Source organism: Ralstonia condita (genome assembly GCF_958405655.1).
Classification (GTDB): Bacteria; Pseudomonadota; Gammaproteobacteria; order Burkholderiales; family Burkholderiaceae; genus Ralstonia; species Ralstonia condita.
Map to the genome: position 1 here is coordinate 241,449 of NZ_CATYWO010000005.1, position 21,029 is coordinate 262,477.

16 protein-coding genes are annotated in these 21,029 nt (G+C 66.1%); 3 read left to right on the plus strand and 13 right to left on the minus strand.

The window, feature by feature from the left end:
- Positions 1-11: 11 nt before the first annotated feature.
- From R2N03_RS16915 to R2N03_RS16970, 12 genes are all read right to left on the minus strand, one after another.
- Entirely contained in the window at positions 12-1,004 is a 993-nt protein-coding gene (locus R2N03_RS16915) for a PhoH family protein (protein WP_316658941.1), read from the minus strand.
- 21 nt (positions 1,005-1,025) lie between these two features.
- Positions 1,026-2,396 (minus strand): tRNA (N6-isopentenyl adenosine(37)-C2)-methylthiotransferase MiaB, encoded by a 1,371-nt coding sequence (gene miaB / locus R2N03_RS16920; RefSeq protein WP_316658942.1) that lies wholly within the window; start codon positions 2,394-2,396, stop codon positions 1,026-1,028.
- 61 nt (positions 2,397-2,457) lie between these two features.
- Positions 2,458-2,859: a hypothetical protein gene (locus R2N03_RS16925; RefSeq protein WP_316658944.1), complete on the minus strand. Its 402-nt coding sequence runs from the start codon at positions 2,857-2,859 to the stop codon at positions 2,458-2,460.
- A gap of 90 nt (positions 2,860-2,949) precedes the next feature.
- Positions 2,950-3,948, minus strand: a complete 999-nt coding sequence (locus R2N03_RS16930; RefSeq protein WP_316658946.1) for an NAD(P)/FAD-dependent oxidoreductase — start codon at positions 3,946-3,948, stop codon at positions 2,950-2,952.
- A 110-nt stretch (positions 3,949-4,058) separates the two neighbouring features.
- Positions 4,059-4,985 (minus strand): OmpW/AlkL family protein, encoded by a 927-nt coding sequence (locus tag R2N03_RS16935; protein ID WP_316658947.1) that lies wholly within the window; start codon positions 4,983-4,985, stop codon positions 4,059-4,061.
- Positions 4,986-5,184: 199 nt separating this feature from the next.
- Positions 5,185-6,087, minus strand: a complete 903-nt coding sequence (locus R2N03_RS16940; protein WP_316658948.1) for a DUF1571 domain-containing protein — start codon at positions 6,085-6,087, stop codon at positions 5,185-5,187.
- A 22-nt stretch (positions 6,088-6,109) separates the two neighbouring features.
- Positions 6,110-7,852 (minus strand): AMP-binding protein, encoded by a 1,743-nt coding sequence (locus R2N03_RS16945; RefSeq protein ID WP_316658949.1) that lies wholly within the window; start codon positions 7,850-7,852, stop codon positions 6,110-6,112.
- 83 nt (positions 7,853-7,935) lie between these two features.
- Positions 7,936-9,255, minus strand: coding sequence for an acetyl-CoA C-acetyltransferase (locus R2N03_RS16950; protein WP_316658950.1), 1,320 nt, complete (start codon positions 9,253-9,255; stop codon positions 7,936-7,938).
- Positions 9,256-9,259: 4 nt separating this feature from the next.
- Complete coding sequence (locus R2N03_RS16955; RefSeq protein ID WP_316658951.1) at positions 9,260-10,192, minus strand: MaoC family dehydratase; 933 nt, start codon at positions 10,190-10,192, stop codon at positions 9,260-9,262.
- Positions 10,193-10,196: 4 nt separating this feature from the next.
- Complete coding sequence (locus tag R2N03_RS16960; protein WP_316658952.1) at positions 10,197-11,609, minus strand: 3-oxoacyl-ACP reductase; 1,413 nt, start codon at positions 11,607-11,609, stop codon at positions 10,197-10,199.
- A gap of 18 nt (positions 11,610-11,627) precedes the next feature.
- Positions 11,628-14,135 (minus strand): acyl-CoA dehydrogenase, encoded by a 2,508-nt coding sequence (locus tag R2N03_RS16965; RefSeq protein ID WP_316658953.1) that lies wholly within the window; start codon positions 14,133-14,135, stop codon positions 11,628-11,630.
- Positions 14,136-14,239: 104 nt separating this feature from the next.
- A complete protein-coding gene (locus R2N03_RS16970; RefSeq protein ID WP_316658954.1) occupies positions 14,240-15,301 on the minus strand; it encodes a TetR/AcrR family transcriptional regulator in 1,062 nt (353 codons plus the stop codon).
- 650 nt (positions 15,302-15,951) lie between these two features.
- On the opposite strand from R2N03_RS16970, the gene R2N03_RS16975 reads away from it, so the two are divergent.
- Positions 15,952-17,640: a DEAD/DEAH box helicase gene (locus tag R2N03_RS16975; protein ID WP_316658956.1), complete on the plus strand. Its 1,689-nt coding sequence runs from the start codon at positions 15,952-15,954 to the stop codon at positions 17,638-17,640.
- A 5-nt stretch (positions 17,641-17,645) separates the two neighbouring features.
- Positions 17,646-18,680 (plus strand): serine/threonine protein kinase, encoded by a 1,035-nt coding sequence (locus tag R2N03_RS16980; protein WP_316658957.1) that lies wholly within the window; start codon positions 17,646-17,648, stop codon positions 18,678-18,680.
- Positions 18,681-18,713: 33 nt separating this feature from the next.
- On the opposite strand, the gene R2N03_RS16985 is transcribed toward R2N03_RS16980, so the two are convergent.
- The gene (locus R2N03_RS16985; RefSeq protein WP_316658958.1) at positions 18,714-19,619 is read right to left on the minus strand and encodes a pirin family protein; all 906 of its coding nucleotides are present in this window, start codon (positions 19,617-19,619) and stop codon (positions 18,714-18,716) included.
- Positions 19,620-19,768: 149 nt separating this feature from the next.
- On the opposite strand from R2N03_RS16985, the gene R2N03_RS16990 reads away from it, so the two are divergent.
- The gene (locus R2N03_RS16990) at positions 19,769-20,686 is read left to right on the plus strand and encodes a LysR family transcriptional regulator (protein ID WP_316658959.1); all 918 of its coding nucleotides are present in this window, start codon (positions 19,769-19,771) and stop codon (positions 20,684-20,686) included.
- The last annotated feature ends 343 nt before the right edge of the window (positions 20,687-21,029 follow it).

Below are 21,029 nucleotides of genomic sequence, written 5' to 3' on the forward strand. Positions count from 1 at the left end.
TTCAGGCGTCCTTATGCATCTTTATGCTGGGCATGGAATTCGTCATAGGCCTCGACGATGCGGGCCACCAGCGGGTGACGCACCACGTCGACGCTGGTAAAGCGCGTCATCGCCACGCCGCGCACGTCACGCAGCACGTGCTGCGCTTCGATCAGGCCGCTCTTCTGGCCGCGCGGCAGGTCGATCTGCGTGGTGTCGCCGGTGATCACCGCCTTGGAGCCGAAGCCGATCCGCGTGAGGAACATCTTCATCTGTTCCGGCGTGGTGTTCTGGGCTTCGTCCAGGATGATGAACGCGTGATTGAGCGTACGCCCGCGCATGTAGGCCAGCGGCGCGATCTCGATCATCTGGCGCTCGAACATCTTCTGCGTCTTGTCGAAGCCGAGCAGGTCGTACAGCGCGTCGTACAGCGGGCGCAGGTACGGGTCCACCTTCTGTGCAAGGTCGCCCGGCAGGAAGCCCAGGCGCTCGCCGGCTTCCACGGCCGGACGCGTCAGCACGATGCGCTTGATGGCGTCGCGCTCCAGCGCATCCACGGCGCAAGCCACGGCCAGATACGTCTTGCCCGTGCCGGCCGGGCCGATGCCGAACGACAGGTCGTGCGACAGGATGTTGCGCAGGTACTCGCGCTGCGTCGGCGTGCGGCCATGCAGGTCGGTGCGCCGCGTGTGCAGCACTGGCGACAGATCATTGCCGTCCGGCTCGTCGGCGCTCGATTCCGGCAGATAGGCGCCGTGCGCAGCCACCTGGCGGGTCTCGACCAGGCCGAGCTGGATGTCGTCCACCGACAGCGGCTCGCGCGCGGCGTTATAGAACGTCTCCAATGCGTTGGCTGCGCCCTGCGCGTTGGCACCCCGCACGGTGAACTTGCTGCCGCGCCGGTTGATGGTGACGTCCAGTGCCTGCTCGATCTGCCGCAGGTTCTCGTCCAGCGGCCCGCACAGGTTCTGCAGGCGCGTGTTGTCGTTCTTGGGCGCCGTGAATTCAGCGATGGTCGGTTTCATCAAATCGGGATGGGTTGATGATCAGTGAGTTGCGCTGGCTGCACGCTGTTCCGTCACCTCGCCCCGCAGCGAGTGCGGATACGCGTGCACGATGCGCACGTCCAGCATCTGGCCGACGAGCTGATCGCGGCGCGCCTGCGGCAGGTCAGGCAGGGCGAAATTGACCACGCGGTTGTTCTCGGTCCGTCCGTGCAGCTCGGTCGGATCCTTGCGTGACGGGCCTTCGACCAGGATGCGCTGCACGCTGCCGACCATGCTCTCGCTGATGCGCACCATGTTGGCATCGATGGTCGACTGCAACAGTTTCAGGCGTTCGAGCTTGACCGCGTGCGGTGTGTCATCCTGCAGGTTGGCCGCCGGCGTGCCGGGGCGCGGGCTGTAGATGAAGCTGAACGAGTTGTCGTAGCCGATCTCGTGGATCAGGTCCATCGTCTTGGCGAAGTCCGCATCGGTTTCGCCCGGAAAGCCGACGATGAAGTCGGTGGCGACCGAGATGTTCGGACGGATCGCGCGCAGCTTGCGGATGATGCTCTTGTATTCGAGCACCGTGTAGCCGCGCTTCATCGCCATCAGGATGCGGTCGGAGCCATGCTGCACAGGCAGGTGGAGGTGATCGACCAGCTTGCGATTGGTGGCGTAGGCATCGATCAGCCGCGAGGTGAATTCCTTCGGGTGACTGGTCGTGTAGCGGATGCGCTCGATGCCGGGAATCTCGGCCACGTATTCGAGCAGCAGCGCGAAGTCTGCACGTTCGCTGGTATCGCCCATCTTGCCGATGTACGCATTGACGTTCTGGCCCAGCAGCGTGACTTCTCGCACGCCCTGTTCGGCCAGGCCAGCCACTTCGGCCAGCACATCGTCAAACGGGCGCGACACTTCTTCACCGCGCGTGTACGGCACCACGCAGTAGCTGCAGTACTTCGAGCAGCCTTCCATGATCGACACGAACGCGGTCGCGCCGTCCACGCGTGCCGGCGGCAGGTGGTCGAACTTCTCGATCTCGGGGAAGGACACGTCGACCTGCGATCGCCCCGTGCGGCGGCGCGCGGCGATCAGGTCGGGCAGGCGGTGCAGCGTCTGCGGGCCGAACACCACGTCGACGTAAGGTGCGCGCGCCACGATGGACGCGCCTTCCTGGCTCGCCACGCAGCCGCCCACGCCGACCACGAGGTCAGGCTTGAGCGCCTTCAGCGCCTTCACGCGGCCGAGTTCGGAAAACACCTTCTCCTGCGCTTTCTCGCGCACGGAACAGGTGTTGAAGAGGATCACGTCCGCATCTTCGGGCGTGTCGGTGGGGACGAGGCCTTCAGCCGCGTTGAGCACGTCGGACATCTTGTCCGAGTCGTACTCGTTCATCTGGCAGCCGTAGGTTTTGATGAAGACTTTTTTCATGTGCCGTTCACAGTGGTTGACCTGGGGGCACGTATTTCGTGGGGCGTTATGACGATGCCAGCTACCGAGACTGCGCCTGTGCGGCCACCGCGGCCTTGTAGTCGTCATCGCTGACAACCCAGGCGGTCAGCAATTGCTGATACAGGTCGAGCTGGTAGCGCACCTTGAACGTCTGGCCGACCACGCTCGAGGTTGGCAGCAGGCGCCCCTCCAGCGACAGGATCCGCACACCCGGAGCGAAGCGGATTTCGGCCTTGGTCGTTCCGAAGCCGAGCAGCAGGAAGCTGACCAGTCCGGTGCTGCCGGTGCTCAACGTGCCGGTATTGACCGAATCAACGGTCAATTGGGCCGCAGGGGCCGTCGCCGGAATGTTGCGCAGTACTTGCGCATGAGACAGCAACGGCGCCGATGCCGCAGCAACGGCAGCGAAGGCGAGGGCAAGGACTTGGCGTCGGGTGCGCATGGCGTCGTGAATGGAAAGCCACCGCCGGGTGAGCGACCCGGCACACGAAACACGAGACAACCCGACATTGTAACGCCGGGGAGCTGTTTCCTACAGCGCTTCGGCGATCTTCGCTGCCAGCGCCACGCCGCTGAGGAAGGCGGCTTCCACACGCGGACCTTCGCACCAGTCACCGCAGGCACCCAGGTGGCCGGCGGCATCCCAGTGGCAGGGCATGCCGGCCGATTGCTCCACGAGCGCGTACGGCCAGAGTTGCGCGGCCATGACGTCGGGGTCGGGCGTGCCAGGAAACGCTTCGGCAAAGCGCGCGTGCAGGGCGTGCAGCGCCTGCTCGGGCGAGTCCTTGGCGTGTGCGGCAGACCACGACGGCGAAGCGTGCACCACCCACGACTCATCGACCATCACCCGGCCGGGCTTGGTGTTGTCGCGCGCGGCCCAGGCCAGCATGTCGTCGTCGATGCGGATGCCGTCGTACGGCACGTCCAGCGGTTGCGCAAAACCCATCATCAACGACCAGCAGGGGGCATAGCGCACCGGCGCGATGGCCTGCGCCAACGAGGCCGGCACCGTGCCATTGAAGAGCGCGGGCAGCTCCGGAGCCGGCAGGGCAAGGGCGACGATGTCGGCGTGTTCCACGCTGCCGCCGTTGCGCTCGATTGTCCAGCGGCGGCCTTCGTGGGCGACGCGCGTGACGGCGTGGCCGAAGCGCACATCCAGCGGCGCAGCGAGGCTGCGCACCAGCGCCCCCATGCCGGGCAGGCCGACATAGCGGGTTTCTTCACGATGATCCGCAACGAGCGCGTCGGCTGTGCGATGGCCCCAGCGTGCGGGCCAGGGCAGGACCGACCCCTGTCTGCCGGCCGCATCCACGGCACGGCGAAAGGCCTCGCTGCGCACATTGAACGACTGCGCCCCGTGATCGAACGCATATGCCGGTGCACCTTCCGGCAGTACGGTGGTCGCCAGCCGGCCGCCCACGCCGCCCGCGCGCTCATAGACGGTTGAGGCAATGCCTTCTGCGGCAAGCGCGTTGGCACAGGCGACACCGGCAATACCGGCTCCGACGATGGCGATGGAAGGCTGGGTCATGGGTAATGTGGGCTAGGTTTGGGCTGAACAACCCCGCCATCATATCGGGTCGCGCCCCAATGAAAAACGCCACCCGGAGGTGGCGTCTCGCAAAGGCGCAGATCTGCGGCTTAGAACTTGTAACCCACAGCCAGCCCGAACACGATCGGGTCGACCTTGATGTCGGTCTTGTTGACCGCCAGCACCTGGCCTTGCTGGCTGCGGATCGTGATGGTGGACGTTGTCTTCAGCGGCAGGTACGACACCGTGCCGATGGCAGTCCAGTTCTTGGCGAACTCATACGACACCCCCACGTTGGCGACCGGCGTCCACGAGCTGGACGTTTCCGCCGTCACCTTGGCCGGGCCCGTCGGCACCTGTCCCATGCCGAGCTGCAGCACCTGCCCGAGGTTTTGCAGCGCGTTCACGAAGTTCGAATTCAGGCGCAGGTTGGTGAAGAAGTTGTAGCTGACACCGGCGCCGACGAACGGGCGGAACTTGCTTTCCTTGGTGCCGAAGTAGTACTGCGCAACGACCGCCGGGCTCCATTCACGCACGGTGGCGATCGGGTTGTTTTGCGGCAGCCCCAGGTTGATCAGCGTCAGCGGCCCGATAACCGGCACCGGCGCGATCACATTGCCGCTGCCATACAGGTTGAACTTGGGCGGCACGCCACCCACGAACGTACCGGCGATGTTGTCGTTGAAGAAGTGCGTGAACGTCAGCGACAGCGTATTGGCGTTACTGACCTTCACGTCAGTGCCCGGCGACTGGTAGGTGCCGAGGCCCAGCGCGCTGGTGGTGGTGGTCAGCGGCGTGGCCGAATCCATCGGGCGGATGTAGAACCAGCCCAGTGCCATGACGTTGCGGCCCCAGACGTAATCGTCCATGAAGCCGCTGAAGCCGCCGCTGCTGCTGGCGCTACTGCCACTGCCGCTGCTGGCGCTTGCGGCCACGTTGGCCTCTGCGGTGGATTGGGCGTGAGCCAGGGGGGCAGCAAGGGTGCTGGCGGCAGCGCAGGCGAATGCTGCGGCAAAGCGGCGGGCAAAGCGGTTCATGTGGCGTCTCTCAGGGTGGGATCGTTATTTCGCCGAGGTGTGGCGATTTGTGTTTCCGCAGCATAACGCAGCGATTTCACTGCGTTGATCGAAGCTTTCCTCTAGCTGGTACGCATGCAACAAGGGTTTCCCCTAGTCGCGTTTGATACCGTCCGCCGGATGGCGGAGCCTTGGTGCGCAACGGTCTGCGGGCTGAACTTCAAAACTTGTATTCGGGATTCCTGGGGTTGAAGGTCTGGTCGTTCCACGTTCTGCGCGTCACGCTCTCAATGGTGATCTTCTCAAGCTGGTTGCCCGATTCATCCCATGATTCTTCGACACGTACCCACGGATTCTTGAGGTCGAAATACAGGCGGACGCGTTTGGCGTAGAACGTTGGCGGCCCGCTTGGAGCGTCCCAGGTCAGGCGCAGCATCCGCTCGCCCTCCTCGGTCACCATCCTGGCCTCGCTGAATTTGCCGGTGCCGCCTGCGGCGACGTGTGCGCGTCCGTCGCGCTCGAGCATATCGACGATGAACTGCAGCCCGAGCTCACGCGCCGTATGGTTCGACTGCGATCTGGCGAGCGGTCCGTCGAGGGCGCTCCAGATGGCCGCAAAGCCGAACAGGCCGCCGAGATGGCCGTACATCTCATTCTTGCGCACGGTTTCGTCGTAAATGATCTCTTGCCCAGCATGCGCGCCGCCCTTGAGCCAGCGCGCGTACACCTGGCGCGGCGCGTTGCGGTAGCGCACGAGCATGAGCGAAGGCTGGCTCTGCCACTGGTCTTTCACGCGCTCCTGGCGGCGCATGCGGTATTCGTACTCGGGCAGATGATTGACCTCTGCGCGCAGCCAGCGCGTGAGCGCTTCGGGCTTCATCGCCTGGGCCATCGCGAGGATGTCGTCATCAGACCAGTCCGCGAAGGCGTTGGCGCGGGTCTGGCTGCCAAGCCACGCGGCCTGCCGGCCAATGTCCATGGCGGAAAAGCCGGCCACCGCGGCGGACGGCGCGGCGGGCACGGCCGCCGCAGTGGCAGCAGGCGCCGGGGCTTGCGGCGTCTGGGCCCAACCGGCCGCGCTGCAGGCAAGCGCCGTCAACAGGGCGAGGGTGCGCGATGACATGCGGGTCTCCGGATCCGTGGGGTTATGGCTGTTCCTGTGCCGCGCGGGCGCGCCTGATGTCCGGGTCGGCATCACGCAGCTCGCGGCGCAGGATCTTGCCGACGGTCGACTTGGGCAGCTCTTCGTGGCGGAACTCGACAATGCGCGGCATCTTGTAGCCCGTCAGGTGCGCGCGGCAGTGCTCAAGCAGCGCGGGCTCGGTCAGGGCGCCGGTGCGTGGCACGACGATGATCTTCACGCGCTCGCCGGCCACCGGGTCCGGCACGCCAATGGCCGCGACCTCCAGCACCTCCGGATGCAGCGCGACTACGTCTTCGATCTCGTTCGGATACACATTGAAGCCCGAGACCAGGATCATGTCCTTCTTGCGGTCGATCAGGCGGATGTAGCCGCTGGCGTCCATCACGCCGATGTCGCCGGTGGAAAACCAGCCGTCGCCATCGATGGCCTTGGCGGTTTCTTCGGGGCGCTGCCAGTAGCCGCGCATCACCTGGGGGCCGCGGACCTGCAGCTCGCCCGGCTCCCCCAGCGCCGCGATCGTGCCGTCATCGCGCTTGAAGCGGACTTCGGTGGACGGCGCCGGCAGGCCGATCGTGCCGCTGAACTCGGTGACGTGCGGCGGGTTCATCGACACGACGGGCGAGCATTCGGTCAACCCGTAGCCTTCAACGATGGTGTGGCCGGTGACCTTCTTCCAGCGTTCCGCAATCGCCCGCTGCACGGCCATGCCGCCGCCAATGGTGATCTTCATGGCCGAGAAGTCGCGCTTGGCGAAGTCCGGATCTTCCAGCAGCGCATTGAACAGCGTGTTCACCCCCGCGATGCCAGAGAACCGTTCCTTGCGCAGAATGAACAGCACACGCTTGGTGTCGCGTGGATTGGCGATCAGGATGTTGCGCCCGCCCTGCGTCATGAACATCAGCAGGTTCACCGTGAGCGAAAAGATGTGATACAGCGGCAGCAGCGTGACATTTGTTTCCACGTCGCCGGTCAGCATGCTCTTGGACCACTCTTCCGCCTGCAGCAGGTTCGCGACGATGTTGCGGTGGGTGAGCATCGCGCCCTTGGCCACGCCCGTGGTGCCGCCGGTGTATTGCAGGAAGGCGATGTCTTCCGGCGACAGTTGCACCGCCTGCAGCGCGCGCGAGCGGCCGATGGCCAGCGCGTCGCGCAGCTGCACCGGCGCGGGCAGCTTGTAGGGCGGCACCTGCTTCTGGACATGGCGCATCACGAAGTTCAGTGCGCGGCCCTTCAAGTTGAGCCCGCTGCCCATCAGGTCACCAATGCCGGTGATGACGATGTTGCGAACTTGCGTGCCCGGCAGTGCGCGCTCCAGCGTACGCGCGAAGTTCTCCAGCACGACGATCGTCTGTGCGCCGGAATCGCGCAGTTGATGCGCAAGCTCTGGCACGGTGTACAGCGGGTTCACGTTGACGACGATGGCGCCAGCCAGCAGCGTGCCGAACAGGCAGACCGGATACTGCAGGCAGTTGGGCAGCATGATCGCCACGCGATCGCCTTTCTTCACGCCGCGCGATTGCAGCCACGCAGCGAAGTGCTTCGCCTGGCGCTCGCATTCGTCGTAAGTCATTTCCGTACCGACGCTCACGTAGGCGGTGCGCGTGCGGTACTTCTCCACCGATTCGCGGAATACCTCGGCCAGCGAGGGATAGCGGTCGGGATCGATCTCGGCAGGTACGCCCTCGGGGTAGGACTTCAGCCAGATACGGTCGGTCAGGATGGTGCTGTCGGCAACGGTGTTCATGGTGTCTCCGTCCATGAAAGCGCGGCGTGGTTTTTTTATGTGCCGCGCGGTTGGTGGGGGCCCATTCCGATGGGCCCTGTGGGTCAATGCGATAGGTGCTCCGGTCGTTCAAGGATGGCGACCACGCCTTGCCCGCCAGCCGCGCAGATCGATACCAGGCCGCGCCCGCTGCCGCGCTGCGCCAGCATCTTGGCCAACGTGGCGACGATGCGCCCGCCGGTTGCCGCAAACGGATGGCCGGTGCCCAGCGAGCTGCCGTTCACGTTGAGCTTGCTGCGATCGATGCTGCCCAGGGGCCCGCCGCGGCCGAGCTTCTCCCGGCAGTACTCGGCCGATTCCCACGCCGCCAGCGTGCACAGGACCTGGGCGGCAAAGGCTTCGTGGATCTCGTAGTAGTCGAAGTCCTGCAGCGTCAGGCCGGCGCGCTGCAGCATGCGCGACACGGCATACGCCGGCGCCATCAACAGGCCTTCGTTCTGCTCCGCAGTGCCGCTGAAGAAATCGACGGCCGCCGTATCGGCGCACGTCATGTACGCAAGCACCGGCAGGTTGTGCGCGCGTGCCCAATCCTCACTGGCCAGCAGCACGCAAGAGGCGCCGTCGGTCAGTGGTGTGGAGTTGCCGGCGGTCATGGTGCCGGCGGCACTGCGATCGAACACGGGCTGCAGCTTGGCAAGCTGCTCGGCCGTGAGATGGCTGCGCAGGTTGTTGTCGCGATCGAGCCCAAGATGGGCGGTCATCAGGTCGGTGAAAAAGCCGCGTTCATAGGCGGCGGCCAGGTTGTGGTGGCTGCGCAGGGCCAGCGCATCCTGGTCTTCGCGGCGGATACCCCAGCGCTTGGCCATCAGCTCGCAGTGCTCACCCATCGACAGGCCCGTGCGCGGCTCGCTGTTGCGTGGCAGCAGCGGCCGCACGAACATCGACGGACGCAGCCCGCTCAGCGCCTTGATGCGCGCGCCGGTCGATTTGGCGCGATTGGCTTCGAGCAGCACCTTGCGCATCTTTTCGTTCAAGCCGATCGGGGCGTCGGAGGTGGTGTCGGTCCCGCCGGCGATGCCAACGTCGATCTGTCCGAGCGCGATCTTGTTGGCGACGAGGATGGCCGCCTCCAGCCCCGTGCCGCAAGCCTGCTGCACGTCGTATGCGGGCGTCTGCTTGGCGAGCGTGGTGGAGAGCACCGTCTCGCGCGTCAGGTTGAAATCGCGCGCGTGCTTGATGACGGCCCCCGCCACCACCTCGTCCAGGCGCTGGCCGTGCAGCTGGAAGCGGTCGATCAGGCCTTGCAGTGCGGCCGTCAGCATCTGCTGGTTCGACGCCGTGGCGTAGGCCGTGTTCGAGCGGGCAAACGGAATGCGGTTGCCCCCGAGAATGGCGACGCGGCGCACCTGCGCGTTGACGAGCATGGGTTCAGTCTCCGGTGTGGTCTGGTTGCAGCGGCAGGGTCAGCACGCCACGCAGATACGGCTTGTCGCCCGCGGTGTTGCGCACCTCGAACGCTCGGCCCGGCGCCGCTTCGTTGGCTCGCCACAGCGTGGCGCCACCGGGCAGCGCCAGCGGCATCTTGAACTCCGCCACCACTTCCGCCCGTGCGAGGGGCTCGGCCGGCAGCAGCGCCGCCAGTGCGCGCGCCTTGGTCCACATGCCGTGCGCAATCGGATGCGCAAAACCGAACAGCTTCGCGCCGAGCGCCGAGAGATGAATGGGGTTCCAGTCGCCGGACACGCTGGCGTAGCGGCGGCCGGTGTCCGCGGGCACGTCCCATCGGCCGTCGGGCGTCAGGTCCGGCGCCACCGGCAGCGGAATCAGCGGTGCGCCCTGTGGCGATGGCACGCCCACGCGCAAGTACGTGGAAAGCGACTCCCAGACCACCGCACCGGCCTTGATGACCACCGTTTCGATGGCAAACGCCTGCCCGCGTGCATGCTGGAACAGCCGGCGCGGACGCACCTCCACGCGTACGCGCTCGCCTGCCTGCAGACGCTGATGCTGGCGGATCGTATTGCACAGGTGCACGAGGCCGATGACCGGATAGGGAAACGCCGATTCCGTCATCAACATCAACTGCAGCGGAAAGCCGAGCACATGCGGATAGGTCATCGGCACGCCATGCAGGGGCGAAAATCCGCACACGGCCGCATAGTCGGCGATGTGCTGCGCATCGAGCGGCACCTCCTGGCGGACCAGCGTGCGGCGCGGCAGTGGTCCGCCGCGCTTGCCCTTGCGTTGCGACAGCAATGCGCGCCAGGCCAGCGCCCCCGGCGTGGGGCTCTCGGTCACCAGCATCTGCGTGGGGACGAACGGCGTCGCGGCAGAACGTGGGGGCGTGGCGGTAGCGCGCATGATCTCAAGCCCCAAGCAGGCTTTGGCCGCACACGCGCACGACGTTGCCCGTCACGCCATTCGAGGCCGGATTGGCAAACCACGCGATCGTCTCCGCCACGTCGACGGGTTGGCCGCCCTGGCTCATCGCGTTCATGCGGCGGCCCGCCTCGCGGATGGCGAACGGCACGGCTGCTGTCATCTGCGTTTCGATAAAGCCGGGTGCGACGGCGTTGATCGTGATGCCGCACTCGGCCAGCAGCGGGGCGCTTGCCTGGACAAGCCCGATCACGCCCGCCTTGGATGTCGCATAGTTGGTCTGCCCGAGGTTGCCCGCAATGCCGCTGATGGACGACACGCAGACGATGGCTCCGCCCGCGCGCAGCGCTTTGGCCCCGAGGAGCGCGTCGTTGATGCGCAGCTGCGCGCTCAGGTTGATGTCGAGCACGTTGCGCCAGGCGGGTTCGGTCATGCGCGCAATGGTCTTGTCGCGCGTGATGCCGGCGTTGTGCACGAGAATGTCGACGCCGCCAAGCGCCGAAAGCTGCTGCGCGAGCAGGGCGGGCGTTTCAGGTGCGGCGATGTCATAGACCAGCGCCTCGCCATCGACCTCCCGCGCGACGGCGTTCAGGTTGTCCTGCGCCGCGGGTACGTCCAGGCACAACACGCGCGCGCCGTCGCGGGCCAGCACCTGCGCAATGGCCGCGCCAATGCCGCGCGATGCCCCGGTGACCAGGGCCGTGCGTCCGGCCAACGGCTTTTGCCAGTCCAGCGAGACCACTGGCGCCGGGCGCACCCGCACCACCTGCCCCGAGACATACGCGGAGCGGGCCGAGAGCAGGAAGCGCAAGGTGGAGGCCGCCACGTCTTCCGCGCCATCGGTCACGTAGACGAGTTGCGCCGTGCAGCCGCGCCGGATCTCCTTGCCCAGCGAGCGCGTCAGCCCTTCGAGTGCACGCTGGGCGATGGCAGCCTCGGGTGTTTTGCAGCCTTCGGGTGGGCGGCCGATCACGACCACGCGCCCGCACCGGCCGATGGCGCGCACGCCGTCGTGGAACACGTGATACAGCGCATCCAGCCCGTCGACGGATGTGATGCCCGTCGCATCGAAAACGATGCCGCCGATGCGATCAGACGCGTCGCCGTCCTTGCCCGTGGGTGCAACGAACCGCCCCGTGATCTGCCCGTGCCGATTGGCCGCGCCGAGCCATTCCGGATCGCTTTCATGGAAGCGCGTCGGCACTTCGATCTCGGCAAACAGCGCGGCCAGCGTGTCGCGCATGGCGCCACCCGGCGCAGCACCCATCAGGAACGGGCCGACGAACTCCGGCTCGCCCGTCCGATAGCGGCGCAGCGGCACCGGCTGCGGCAGCCCGAGGTTGGCCGACAGCCATTTGCCGAAACCGGAACCCACGAAGTCGAGGTACTTGTCTTGCATCGTTGTGGTTGTCGTTGGTCAGGCCGCGCGACGTTCGGCGGCCTGCAAAGCCTCCAGCGCATCCTTGCGGCGCTGCAGGTCGGCCAGCAGGTTGAAGTCGGGCGGGAAGTCGTCCACGGCGACGGCGTGTTCGCCATAGCGCGCGTAGTCGCAGAGCTGCGCCCGCTCGGCCTCATCGATGAAGCCTTGTGCCACGGCTTGCGCGGTCCAGACCTCGAAGTCGGGCAGGCTTTGCGGCACGGGCGGCAGCTTGCCTTCGCGGATGACAGGTTTCAAGCGCTGCTCGATCGCATCCACGGCGGGTTGCAGGCGGAAGGCTGCTTCGCCGTACGCAATCGGGTCGATGTCGGGAGTCGGGCAGTACGAATCAGCCAGCAGACGGTCGCGTGCTGCACCCGGCGTCTGCATCAATTCGGCCACCTGCGCGGCCAGTGCGTCCGACGGTTTGCGATACGGTGAGCCGAACGGAAAGATCAGCGCGTGCAGCAGCCCGGCCATGCCGCGGCTCGGGAAGTTCGCCAGTACGCCATCGAGCGCGTCTTGGGCTTTCACCAGCGCATCCTGCACTGACCAATGCACCAGCGGCGCATCTTCCGCCGGGCGGCCTTCATCTTCGAAGCGCTTGAGCGCAGACGAAATCAGATAGAGCTGCGAGAGGATGTCGCCCAGGCGCCCGGTGATGCTCTCGCGGCGCTTGAGCGTGCCGCCCAGCGTGAACATCGACACGTCCGACAACAACGCCAGCGCGGTGGAGAAGCGGTTGACGGCGCGGTAGTAGCGCTGCATGTCCGGCGCAGCATTCGACGGCGCTGCCGCCATGCGCCCGCCGGTCAGAGCATGCAGGAACGCGCGCACGAAGTTGCCCGCAAGGAATGCGCCGTGCCCAAACAGAGCCGCATCGAATGCACGCAGCGTTTCCGGCGTATCGCTGCCCTGAGCGGCCGTCATCTCGCGCAGCACATACGGGTGGCAGCGGATTACGCCCTGCCCGAAGATGATCAGGCAGCGCGTCATGATGTTGGCGCCTTCCACCGTGATGGCAATCGGCACCTGCTGATACGCGCGCGCCAGGAAGTTGTTGGGCCCCATGCAGATGCCCTTGCCGCCGACGATGTCCATCGCATCGTTCACCACATCGCGCGCCCGTTCGGTGACGTGGTACTTGGCAATCGCGGAGATGACGGACGGCTTCTCGCCCAGGTCCACAGCCAGCGCGGACAGGCGACGCGTTGCATCCATCATGTACAGGTTGCCGCCCATGCGGCCCAGTGCCTCCTGGATGCCCTCGAACTTGCCGATGGGCGTGCGGAACTGGCGTCGCACGGCAGCGTACGCGCCGGTCGAGCGCACGGCCAGCTTGGCCAGGCCCACGTTTGATGACGGCAACGAAATCGCGCGGCCGGCTGCCAGACACTCCATCAGCATGCGCCAGCCGCCGCCAACCTGCGCCCGTCCGCCGATCACCCAGTCGATCGGGATGAACACGTCCTTGCCCCAGTTCGGGCCATTCTGGAACACCGCGTTCAGTGGCCAGTGGCGGCGGCCGATGTTCACGCCCGGATGCCGCGTCGGAATGAGCGCGCACGTGATGCCGGGCTCTTTGTCGCCGCCGAGCAGCCCGTCCGGATCCACCGCGCGGAAGGCGAGGCCGAGCACGGTCGCAATCGGCCCGAGCGTGATGTAGCGCTTGCTCCAGGTCACGCGGAAACCGAGCGTCTCGCGGCCCTCGTGCATGCCGCGGCAGACGATGCCCACGTCCGGGATGGCGGCCGCATCGGAGCCGGCATAGGCGTTGGTCAGGGCGAAGCAGGGAATCTCTTCACCGCGAGCGAGTCGCGGCAGGTAGTGGTTCTTCTGCGCCTCGGTGCCGTAATGCAGCAGCAGCTCTGCCGGGCCGAGCGAATTCGGCACCATGACCGACACGGTAGCGGCCGAGCAGCGCGTTGCCAGCTTCATCACCACCTGCGAGTGCGCGTAGGCCGAGAAGCCTTTGCCGCCGTATGCCTTCGGGATGATCATGCCGAGGAAACCGGCCTGCTTGGCGTAGGCCCATGCCTCGGGCGACATGTCCTGCCAGATCTGCGTGCTTTCCCAATCGTTGGCCAGGTCGCACAGCTTTTCCGTTTCCACGTCGAGGAAGGATTGTTCCTCCGGCGAGAGGCGCGGCTGCGGTGCGGACAGCAGCCGCGACCAGTTCGGGCGGCCGGAAAACAGTTCGGCGTCCCACCAGACGGTGCCGGCTTCAATCGCATCGCGCTCGGTAGGTGACATCGACGGCATGATCTTGCGGAACATGGCCAGCACCGGGCGCGTGATCACCGCGCGGCGCAGCGGCTTGCATGCCAGCACGAGCGCGGGCAGAACGAGCACCACGGCGAGCCCCGCCGCCAGGATCGGCCCGACGAGTCCAAGCCACGCCCCGGCCGCAAGCCACCCGGCGGTGGCAACCAGCCAGGCCAGAGCGGAAGCCTCCATGCTGGCGAGCATGAGCGAGCCGATGCAAAGCAGGACGATCCAGATCGTCATGAGCGTCTCCGTGTCATGAGTTCAGTGGCCGGGCATCCGGCGCCCGCCCGAGGTCCGGGCAGCTCCCGCGCCGGAACGTGGGCGTTCGGCGCGGGTCTGGCCTGTCAGGCGGTGGGGCTGCGCCAGGGGCGCATCGGGTTGGCGGGGAAGATCGCGCGGGCGGCGTTGCTGCGGCGGATGGCCAAGGCCCGAGTCCGCGCGGTAGGCGCGCCGGCCTCGCGGTCCTCGTCCTCGTCGGCTTGATGGTCCGGGGCAGGATCGTCGTGCTCATCGGTGACCAGGTCGGCGCTGGCGCGTACGCCGGGCGTGCGACCGAACAGATCACCGGAGAAGGGCGAGGCGGTGGCGGGCGTCGCGCCGCGTTCCGTTGCGCGGCCGTTCCCGTGTCCTGCCTGGCGGCCAGACCCGCCGTGGCCGCTGCCGCCGTCACTGCCGGTGGCAGCGTCGCCGATCTGCGCGACGGGCGTGGGCACCTGGGCTTCAGCCAGTTCGACGACCTGATCGAGCGCGCCGGCCTCGCCGGGCAGCGGGGCGTTGAGCGTGGCCACCACCAGCGCCGTCAGGCGGGCCAGCAGCGAGGCATCGGTCATCGGTTTGCCCTGTGTGAACATCGGCAGCAGGTTGTTCAGATCGTCACCAGCCAGCACGCCGGCAAGCGCCTTGAGCGCAAAGTGCAGGCGCCAGCCCAGTTCCGGGCGCGGCAGGTGCGGCAGCGCGCGCGAAAACGCTTCGAAGAATCGATCGAACACCGGCGCGTAATGGCCGAACAGGTAGTTCTGCACGAACGGCGAGGTGTCGGAATACACGCGGCCCATCAGACGCAGGAAGGCGGGCCCACCGGTCTCGGGATTGCGCGCCATCTGGAGCGCGGGCACGAACAAGGCGCCCAGGACGTGGTCACAGGTGAGCTGCTCCTTGGTCCAGCGCGCTTCGCACGCGGTGAGCAGCGCCAGGCGGCGCGTGTTGAGCGGATCAAGGCGGCGGCCGAGCACCGATTGCATCAGCGCTTCCTTACTGCCGAAGTGATAGTTGACCGCCGCCAGATTGACCTTGGCGCGCGCGGTGATCTGCCGCAGCGACATCGCCTCGTAACCGAACTCGATGAACAGCAGTTCGGTGGCTTCCAGAATGCGGCCCTTGGTGTCACCTGCTCCAGGACGTCCCATGTCTCCTACCTCGTCTCTTTTTGGTCTGATATCGGGCCCGATTGCTGCATTGCAGTGATCGAACACACGATTCAAACATGTGTATTTGTGTTGCTGGGGCATGTTAGGAACAGACGTTTGAAAACGCCAAGCGCCCAATTCGAGTAAGGACTCTAGAGCCGAAGTGATTGCCACGGCAGCGTATGAAACGCAAGGGTCTGGCCGTGAGTGGGCGCAAACATTCCGACTGTGCAAAGGAGGCTGCGGTTCGAACGGGAGGCGTCAGCCGACCGGTTGACGCAGCGACTCCAGTCCGCTGGAGCATGCGGCAGCCGCTCTGCATCGACAGACGCCAGCATGAGAAAAGCCGCTCGAACAGCGGCCGCTCCCGACTGCCGACGTGGCGTTTCTGGCGCATATTCGGCCCTACACAGCCCCCCATTGCCGGCGCAGCGCCTGGGCGACGGGGTGATGCGCCTCGGGAGCGCATTGCGTTTGCGGGCCGTGGGTACTGGGCGGAAAAGGCCGTGTCGCCGGGGCTCGATGCGGCATGCTGTTAAACTACGCTCCTTCGCAGTCCCCGGGGTCCAGTCGCCCCGTCACCTACCCAGGCTCTGTCCACGATTGGCGCACGAACGAATGCGCGGGACACGCCGGTCCAATCGCTTTCCATGTCGTTTTCCGAACTCGGCTTGTCAGACAAGCTGGTACGCGCCGTGGCCGAACTCGGCTACGCAGAACCCACCCCGATTCAACGCCAGGCCATCCCCGCCATCCTCAAGGGCGGTGACCTGCTCGCCGGTGCACAGACCGGCACCGGCAAGACCGCCGGTTTCACGCTGCCGCTGCTGCATCGCCTGTCTGGGTCGCAGCCCAGCAAGGTGCAGACGCCGCAGGGCATGCGCTTTCCGGTCCGCGCGCTGGTGCTGACGCCCACGCGTGAACTTGCCGCGCAGGTCGAAGAAAGCGTGCGCGCCTATGGCAAATACCTGCCGCTGAAATCGATGGTGATGTTCGGCGGCGTCGGCATCAACCCGCAGATCGATGCGCTCAAGCGCGGTGTCGATATCGTCGTGGCCACGCCGGGCCGCCTGCTGGACCACGTCGGCCAGCGCACCATCGATCTGTCGCACATTGAACTGCTGGTGCTGGACGAAGCCGATCGCATGCTCGACATGGGCTTCATCCACGACATCCGCAAGATCCTCAACATCCTGCCGCCCAAGCGCCAGAACCTGCTGTTCTCGGCAACGTTCTCCGACGACATCCGCGAATTGGCCGATCGCCTGCTCGACAAGCCGGCGCTGATCGAAGTGGCGCGCCGCAACACGACGGCCGAGACGGTCGAGCAACGCATCTACCCGGTCGACCGGGAACGCAAGCGTGAACTGCTGGCCAAGCTCGTGCGCGACAACGACTGGCACCAGGTGCTCGTCTTCACGCGCACCAAGCACGGCGCCAACCGCCTGGCCGAGCAGCTCACGCGCGACGGCATTCCGGCGCTGGCCATTCACGGCAACAAGAGCCAGGCGGCACGCACGCGTGCGCTGTCGGAGTTCAAGGCGGGGACGCTGCGCGTGCTGGTTGCCACCGATATCGCCGCGCGCGGTATCGACATCGACCAACTGCCGCACGTGGTGAACTTCGACTTGCCGAACGTGCCCGAGGATTACGTGCACCGTATCGGCCGCACCGGACGCGCGGGTGCACAAGGCGAGGCGATCTCGCTGGTCTGCGTGGACGAGCACGGCTTGCTGCGCGACATTGAACGCCTCATCAAGCGTGAACTGCCGCGTACCGTGCTGGAAGGTTTCGAGCCGGACCCGACCATCGCAGCGGAGCCGATTCCGAACGGGCGCAACTCGGCAGGCCGTGGCGGCAACGCGCGCGGTGGTCGTCCGGGCGGTGGGCGCAGCCAGCAGCCTCGCCAGGCCAGCGGTAACGCTGCCCCGCGCGAGCCGCGGGCTCCGCGTGAACCTCGCGAACCGCGTCGCGAGTCGAGCGGTAACAGCCAGGGCCAGGGCCAGGGCCAGAATCAAGGCCAAGGCCAGGGTCGCAATGGTGCCGGCAGCCGCCAGCGTCAGGCGCAAGGTCAGCCCGGTCAACGTGACGGCCAAGCTGCGCCGAAGCCGCGCAATGGTCAATCGCAAGCCCGCGGCCAACGTCAGGGCAATGGCCAAGGCCAAGGCCAAGGCCAAGGCCAAGGCCAGGGCGGTGGGCAAGGCGGGCAGGGTGGACAACAACGCCGGGCATCGAACACGCAAGCCGCGCAGCCAGCCCACAAGGGACAGCCGGCCAAGCAGCCGTTCAACGGTTTGTTTGCCAAGGCGGCTGCGTTGCTCGGCGGCCGTAAAGCCTGACGTTCATGCACGACGACGGCCAACCGGCATCCGCTGAAGCGCCCTACGATGGCCTGACGCCCGACAGCATCCTCGATGCGTTGGCGCAGGTCGGGCTGATGCCGGACGGCCGCATGTTCGCGCTCAACAGTTACGAAAACCGCGTCTACCAGGCCGGCGTGGAAGACAGCGCGCCAGTGGTGGTCAAGTTTTACCGCCCGGGCCGCTGGACCGAAGCGCAGATCGTCGAAGAGCATGCCTTCACGGCAGAACTCGCGGCGGCGGAAATCCCCGTGATCGCGCCGCTGGAAATCGACGGCCGCACGCTGCACACGTTCGAGCGCTGGCACTTCGCCGTCTTCCCGCGCTGTGCCGGACGCGTGCCGGCCATCGACCGCGACGACACGCTGGAATGGATGGGCCGTTTCCTCGGTCGCATTCACGCCATCGGCGCGCAGCGGCCGTTCCTGGCCCGGCCCGCACTCGACATCGACACCTTCGGCGAGCAATCGCGCGACTGGCTGCTCAAACACGATTTCATCCCGCCCGATTTGTTGCCGGCCTGGCGCAGTGTGGCCGACGCCGCACTCGACGGCGTGCGCCGCTGCTACGACCGCGCGGGCGACGTTTCGCTGCTGCGCCTGCACGGCGATTGCCACGCCTCAAACGTCCTCTGGATCGAAGAAGCCGACGCCAAGCAGGGTGATCCGCTGCGCAGCGCGGGCCCGCATTTCGTCGACTTTGACGACAGCCGCACCGGCCCCGCCGTGCAGGACTTGTGGATGCTGCTCTCGGGCGATCGCGCGTCGATGCAATCGCAGCTCGCCAGCCTGCTGGCCGGCTATGAAGACTTCTGCGAATTCGACACGCGCGAGCTGTATCTGGTGGAAGCGCTGCGCACGCTGCGCCTGCTGCATTACAGCGCATGGTTGGCGCGTCGCTGGAATGATCCGGCGTTTCCCGCCGCGTTTCCGTGGTTCAACACGCAACGCTATTGGCAGGACCGGGTATTGGAATTGCGCGAGCAGATCGCGCTATTGGATGAACCGCCGCTCTGGTGAATCCGAGCGGCGGTTTTTCTTTGAGGCTTGGGCTTAGGCGAACTTGCCGGCCTGGAAGTCTCGAACAGCCTGGAAAATCTCTTCCTGCGTGTTCATCACAAACGAGCCGTATTGGGCAATCGACTCGTTCAGCGGCTTGCCAGCCACCAGCAGCACCCGAGCCGGTGCGTCGCCCGCCCGGATGACCACGCCCTCGGCGCCTTCCGTGTTGGCGAGGATGGCCATCTGCTTGTCTTCCACGCGCTGCAGCCCAGCGTTGCCAGATGCTTCGGCGTCGCCCACCAGCGCGCTGCCACGGAACACGTAGACGAACGCGTTGTGCCCGGCCGGCAGCGGCTGCGCAAACGACGCACCCGCCGGCAGCGTGATGTCGAGGTACAGCGGCTGCGTCGCTTCACGCGTCATCGCACCTTGCACGCCTTGCGATTCCCCGGCGATGACACGCACGGCCACGCCGTCTTCCGTCGTGAATTCGGGAATCTCCTTCGACGGAATGTCCCGGTACCACGGTGTCGTCATCTTGTCGCGGGCGGGCAGGTTCAGCCACAGCTGGAAGCCTTCCATCACGCCATCTTCCTGTTCCGGCATTTCAGAGTGCACGACACCGCTGCCGGCCGTCATCCATTGCACGCCGCCGTGTTGCAGCAGGCCTTCGTGGCCGGCGCTGTCGCGGTGGCGCATGCGGCCCGCGATCATGTATGTCACCGTTTCAAAGCCACGGTGCGGGTGGTCGGGAAAGCCGGCCAGATAGTCGTTCGGGTCGTCACTGCGAAACGCGTCCAGCATCAGGAACGGGTCCAGCCGGCGTTGCAGGTTGTTCGTCAGCACGCGTGTGAGCTTGACGCCCGCGCCATCGGACGTTGCCTGGCCGGTGACGATCCGCTCGACACGGCGCCCCTTCTGGAGTTGCGGCGCTTGCGGTTGCACGAGGGTTCCCATGTGATTCTCCTGGATTCGGGGATTGGTCATATCCGAAATGTAGGGTGGTTGCCCCCTTTGCACTAGTCGGTTATGGTGGGAAAAAATGTTGCTCCGGACGAGACAATAACAACCATCAGCCGGCGAGCACCCCAAAACAGGAGGAAACCATGGATCTGAACCAGTTGGCGCTCTTCGTGCGCGTGGTGGAAGCGGGGAGCTTTACCGCCGCGGCGGCGCGGCTCGATTTGCCGAAATCGTCTGTCAGCCGGGGTGTCGCCGCGCTCGAGCAGGATTTGAACGTACGACTGTTACAGCGCACCACGCGCACCCTGCACCTGACCGATGCCGGCCAGAGTCTGTACCAGGTGGCGTCCCACGCGCTGGAGGACATCGAGCGCGCCACGACCTGCGCCGGCGAGCTGCAGGACCTGCCGCGCGGCAAGGTGCGCATCACATCCCCAGAAGATGTGGGACGTCTTCTGGTCGCGCCCGTGGCCGCGCGCTTCATGCAGCAGTATCCGGACATCGATCTGGACGTCGTCCTGACGCCGCGCAACGTCGATCTGGTGCAAGAGGGCTTCGACCTGGCCGTCCGCGTGGGGCGCCTGGCGGACAGCTCGCTGGTGGCCCGGCCGCTGGGCGTGTTGCGGATCGGCCTGTTTGCCTCGCCGGATTACCTGCAGCGCCGCGGTGTCCCGCAAAGTGTGCAGGCGTTGGCCGACCATTGCTGCCTCGACTTCCGCGGCACGGGCCGCGGCGAAACGCAATGGCGCCTCGTCGGCCCGGATGGGCTGAAAACCGTGGCCGTCCATGCGGGCCTGAATGCCGACAGCTTGTCGTTCCTTGAGTCGCTGATCGCATCCGGCACCGGCATCGGCCCGCTGCCGCTGTATGCAAGTGCCGTGGCGCGAGCCAATGCCCCGCTGCCGCGACTGGTACGCGTGCTGCCCGAATACGCAACGAGCGGCGAGCCACTGAACCTTGTCACGCCGTCTGCCCGCTTTGTGCCCAAGCGCGTGCGCCTGCTGGTCGACATGTTGATGGAGTCGATCCGGCAGGAACTGGAAAACGCCGAATCCACCTGATGCGCTGCCCCTTGCGCATGCAGAGGCCTGTCAAATGATGTGACGAACCAGCTCGATACCGGCCACCCGCGGCATGATGTGGCGCACATATGCCGGGCAAGAACGTCGGACCTTCCTTGACGTCATCCCCGTGAGACGTCGCAGCGCTTCCCCCCGGTGTGCTGCGATGTGTTCGGCATATGCGACCCTTGGGTGTTTCCGATCCCGTCACGTTGTGGGGAAACACCGCAGCCCGGACCCTGTGTGTCCGGGCTTTTTTTTATCCGCGACCGCCGGATGCGTTGGCAGGGCGGCGGGTCGCCGGGGGCTTCACAAATTAGGACTCTTCTCATGGTTCGTCGCA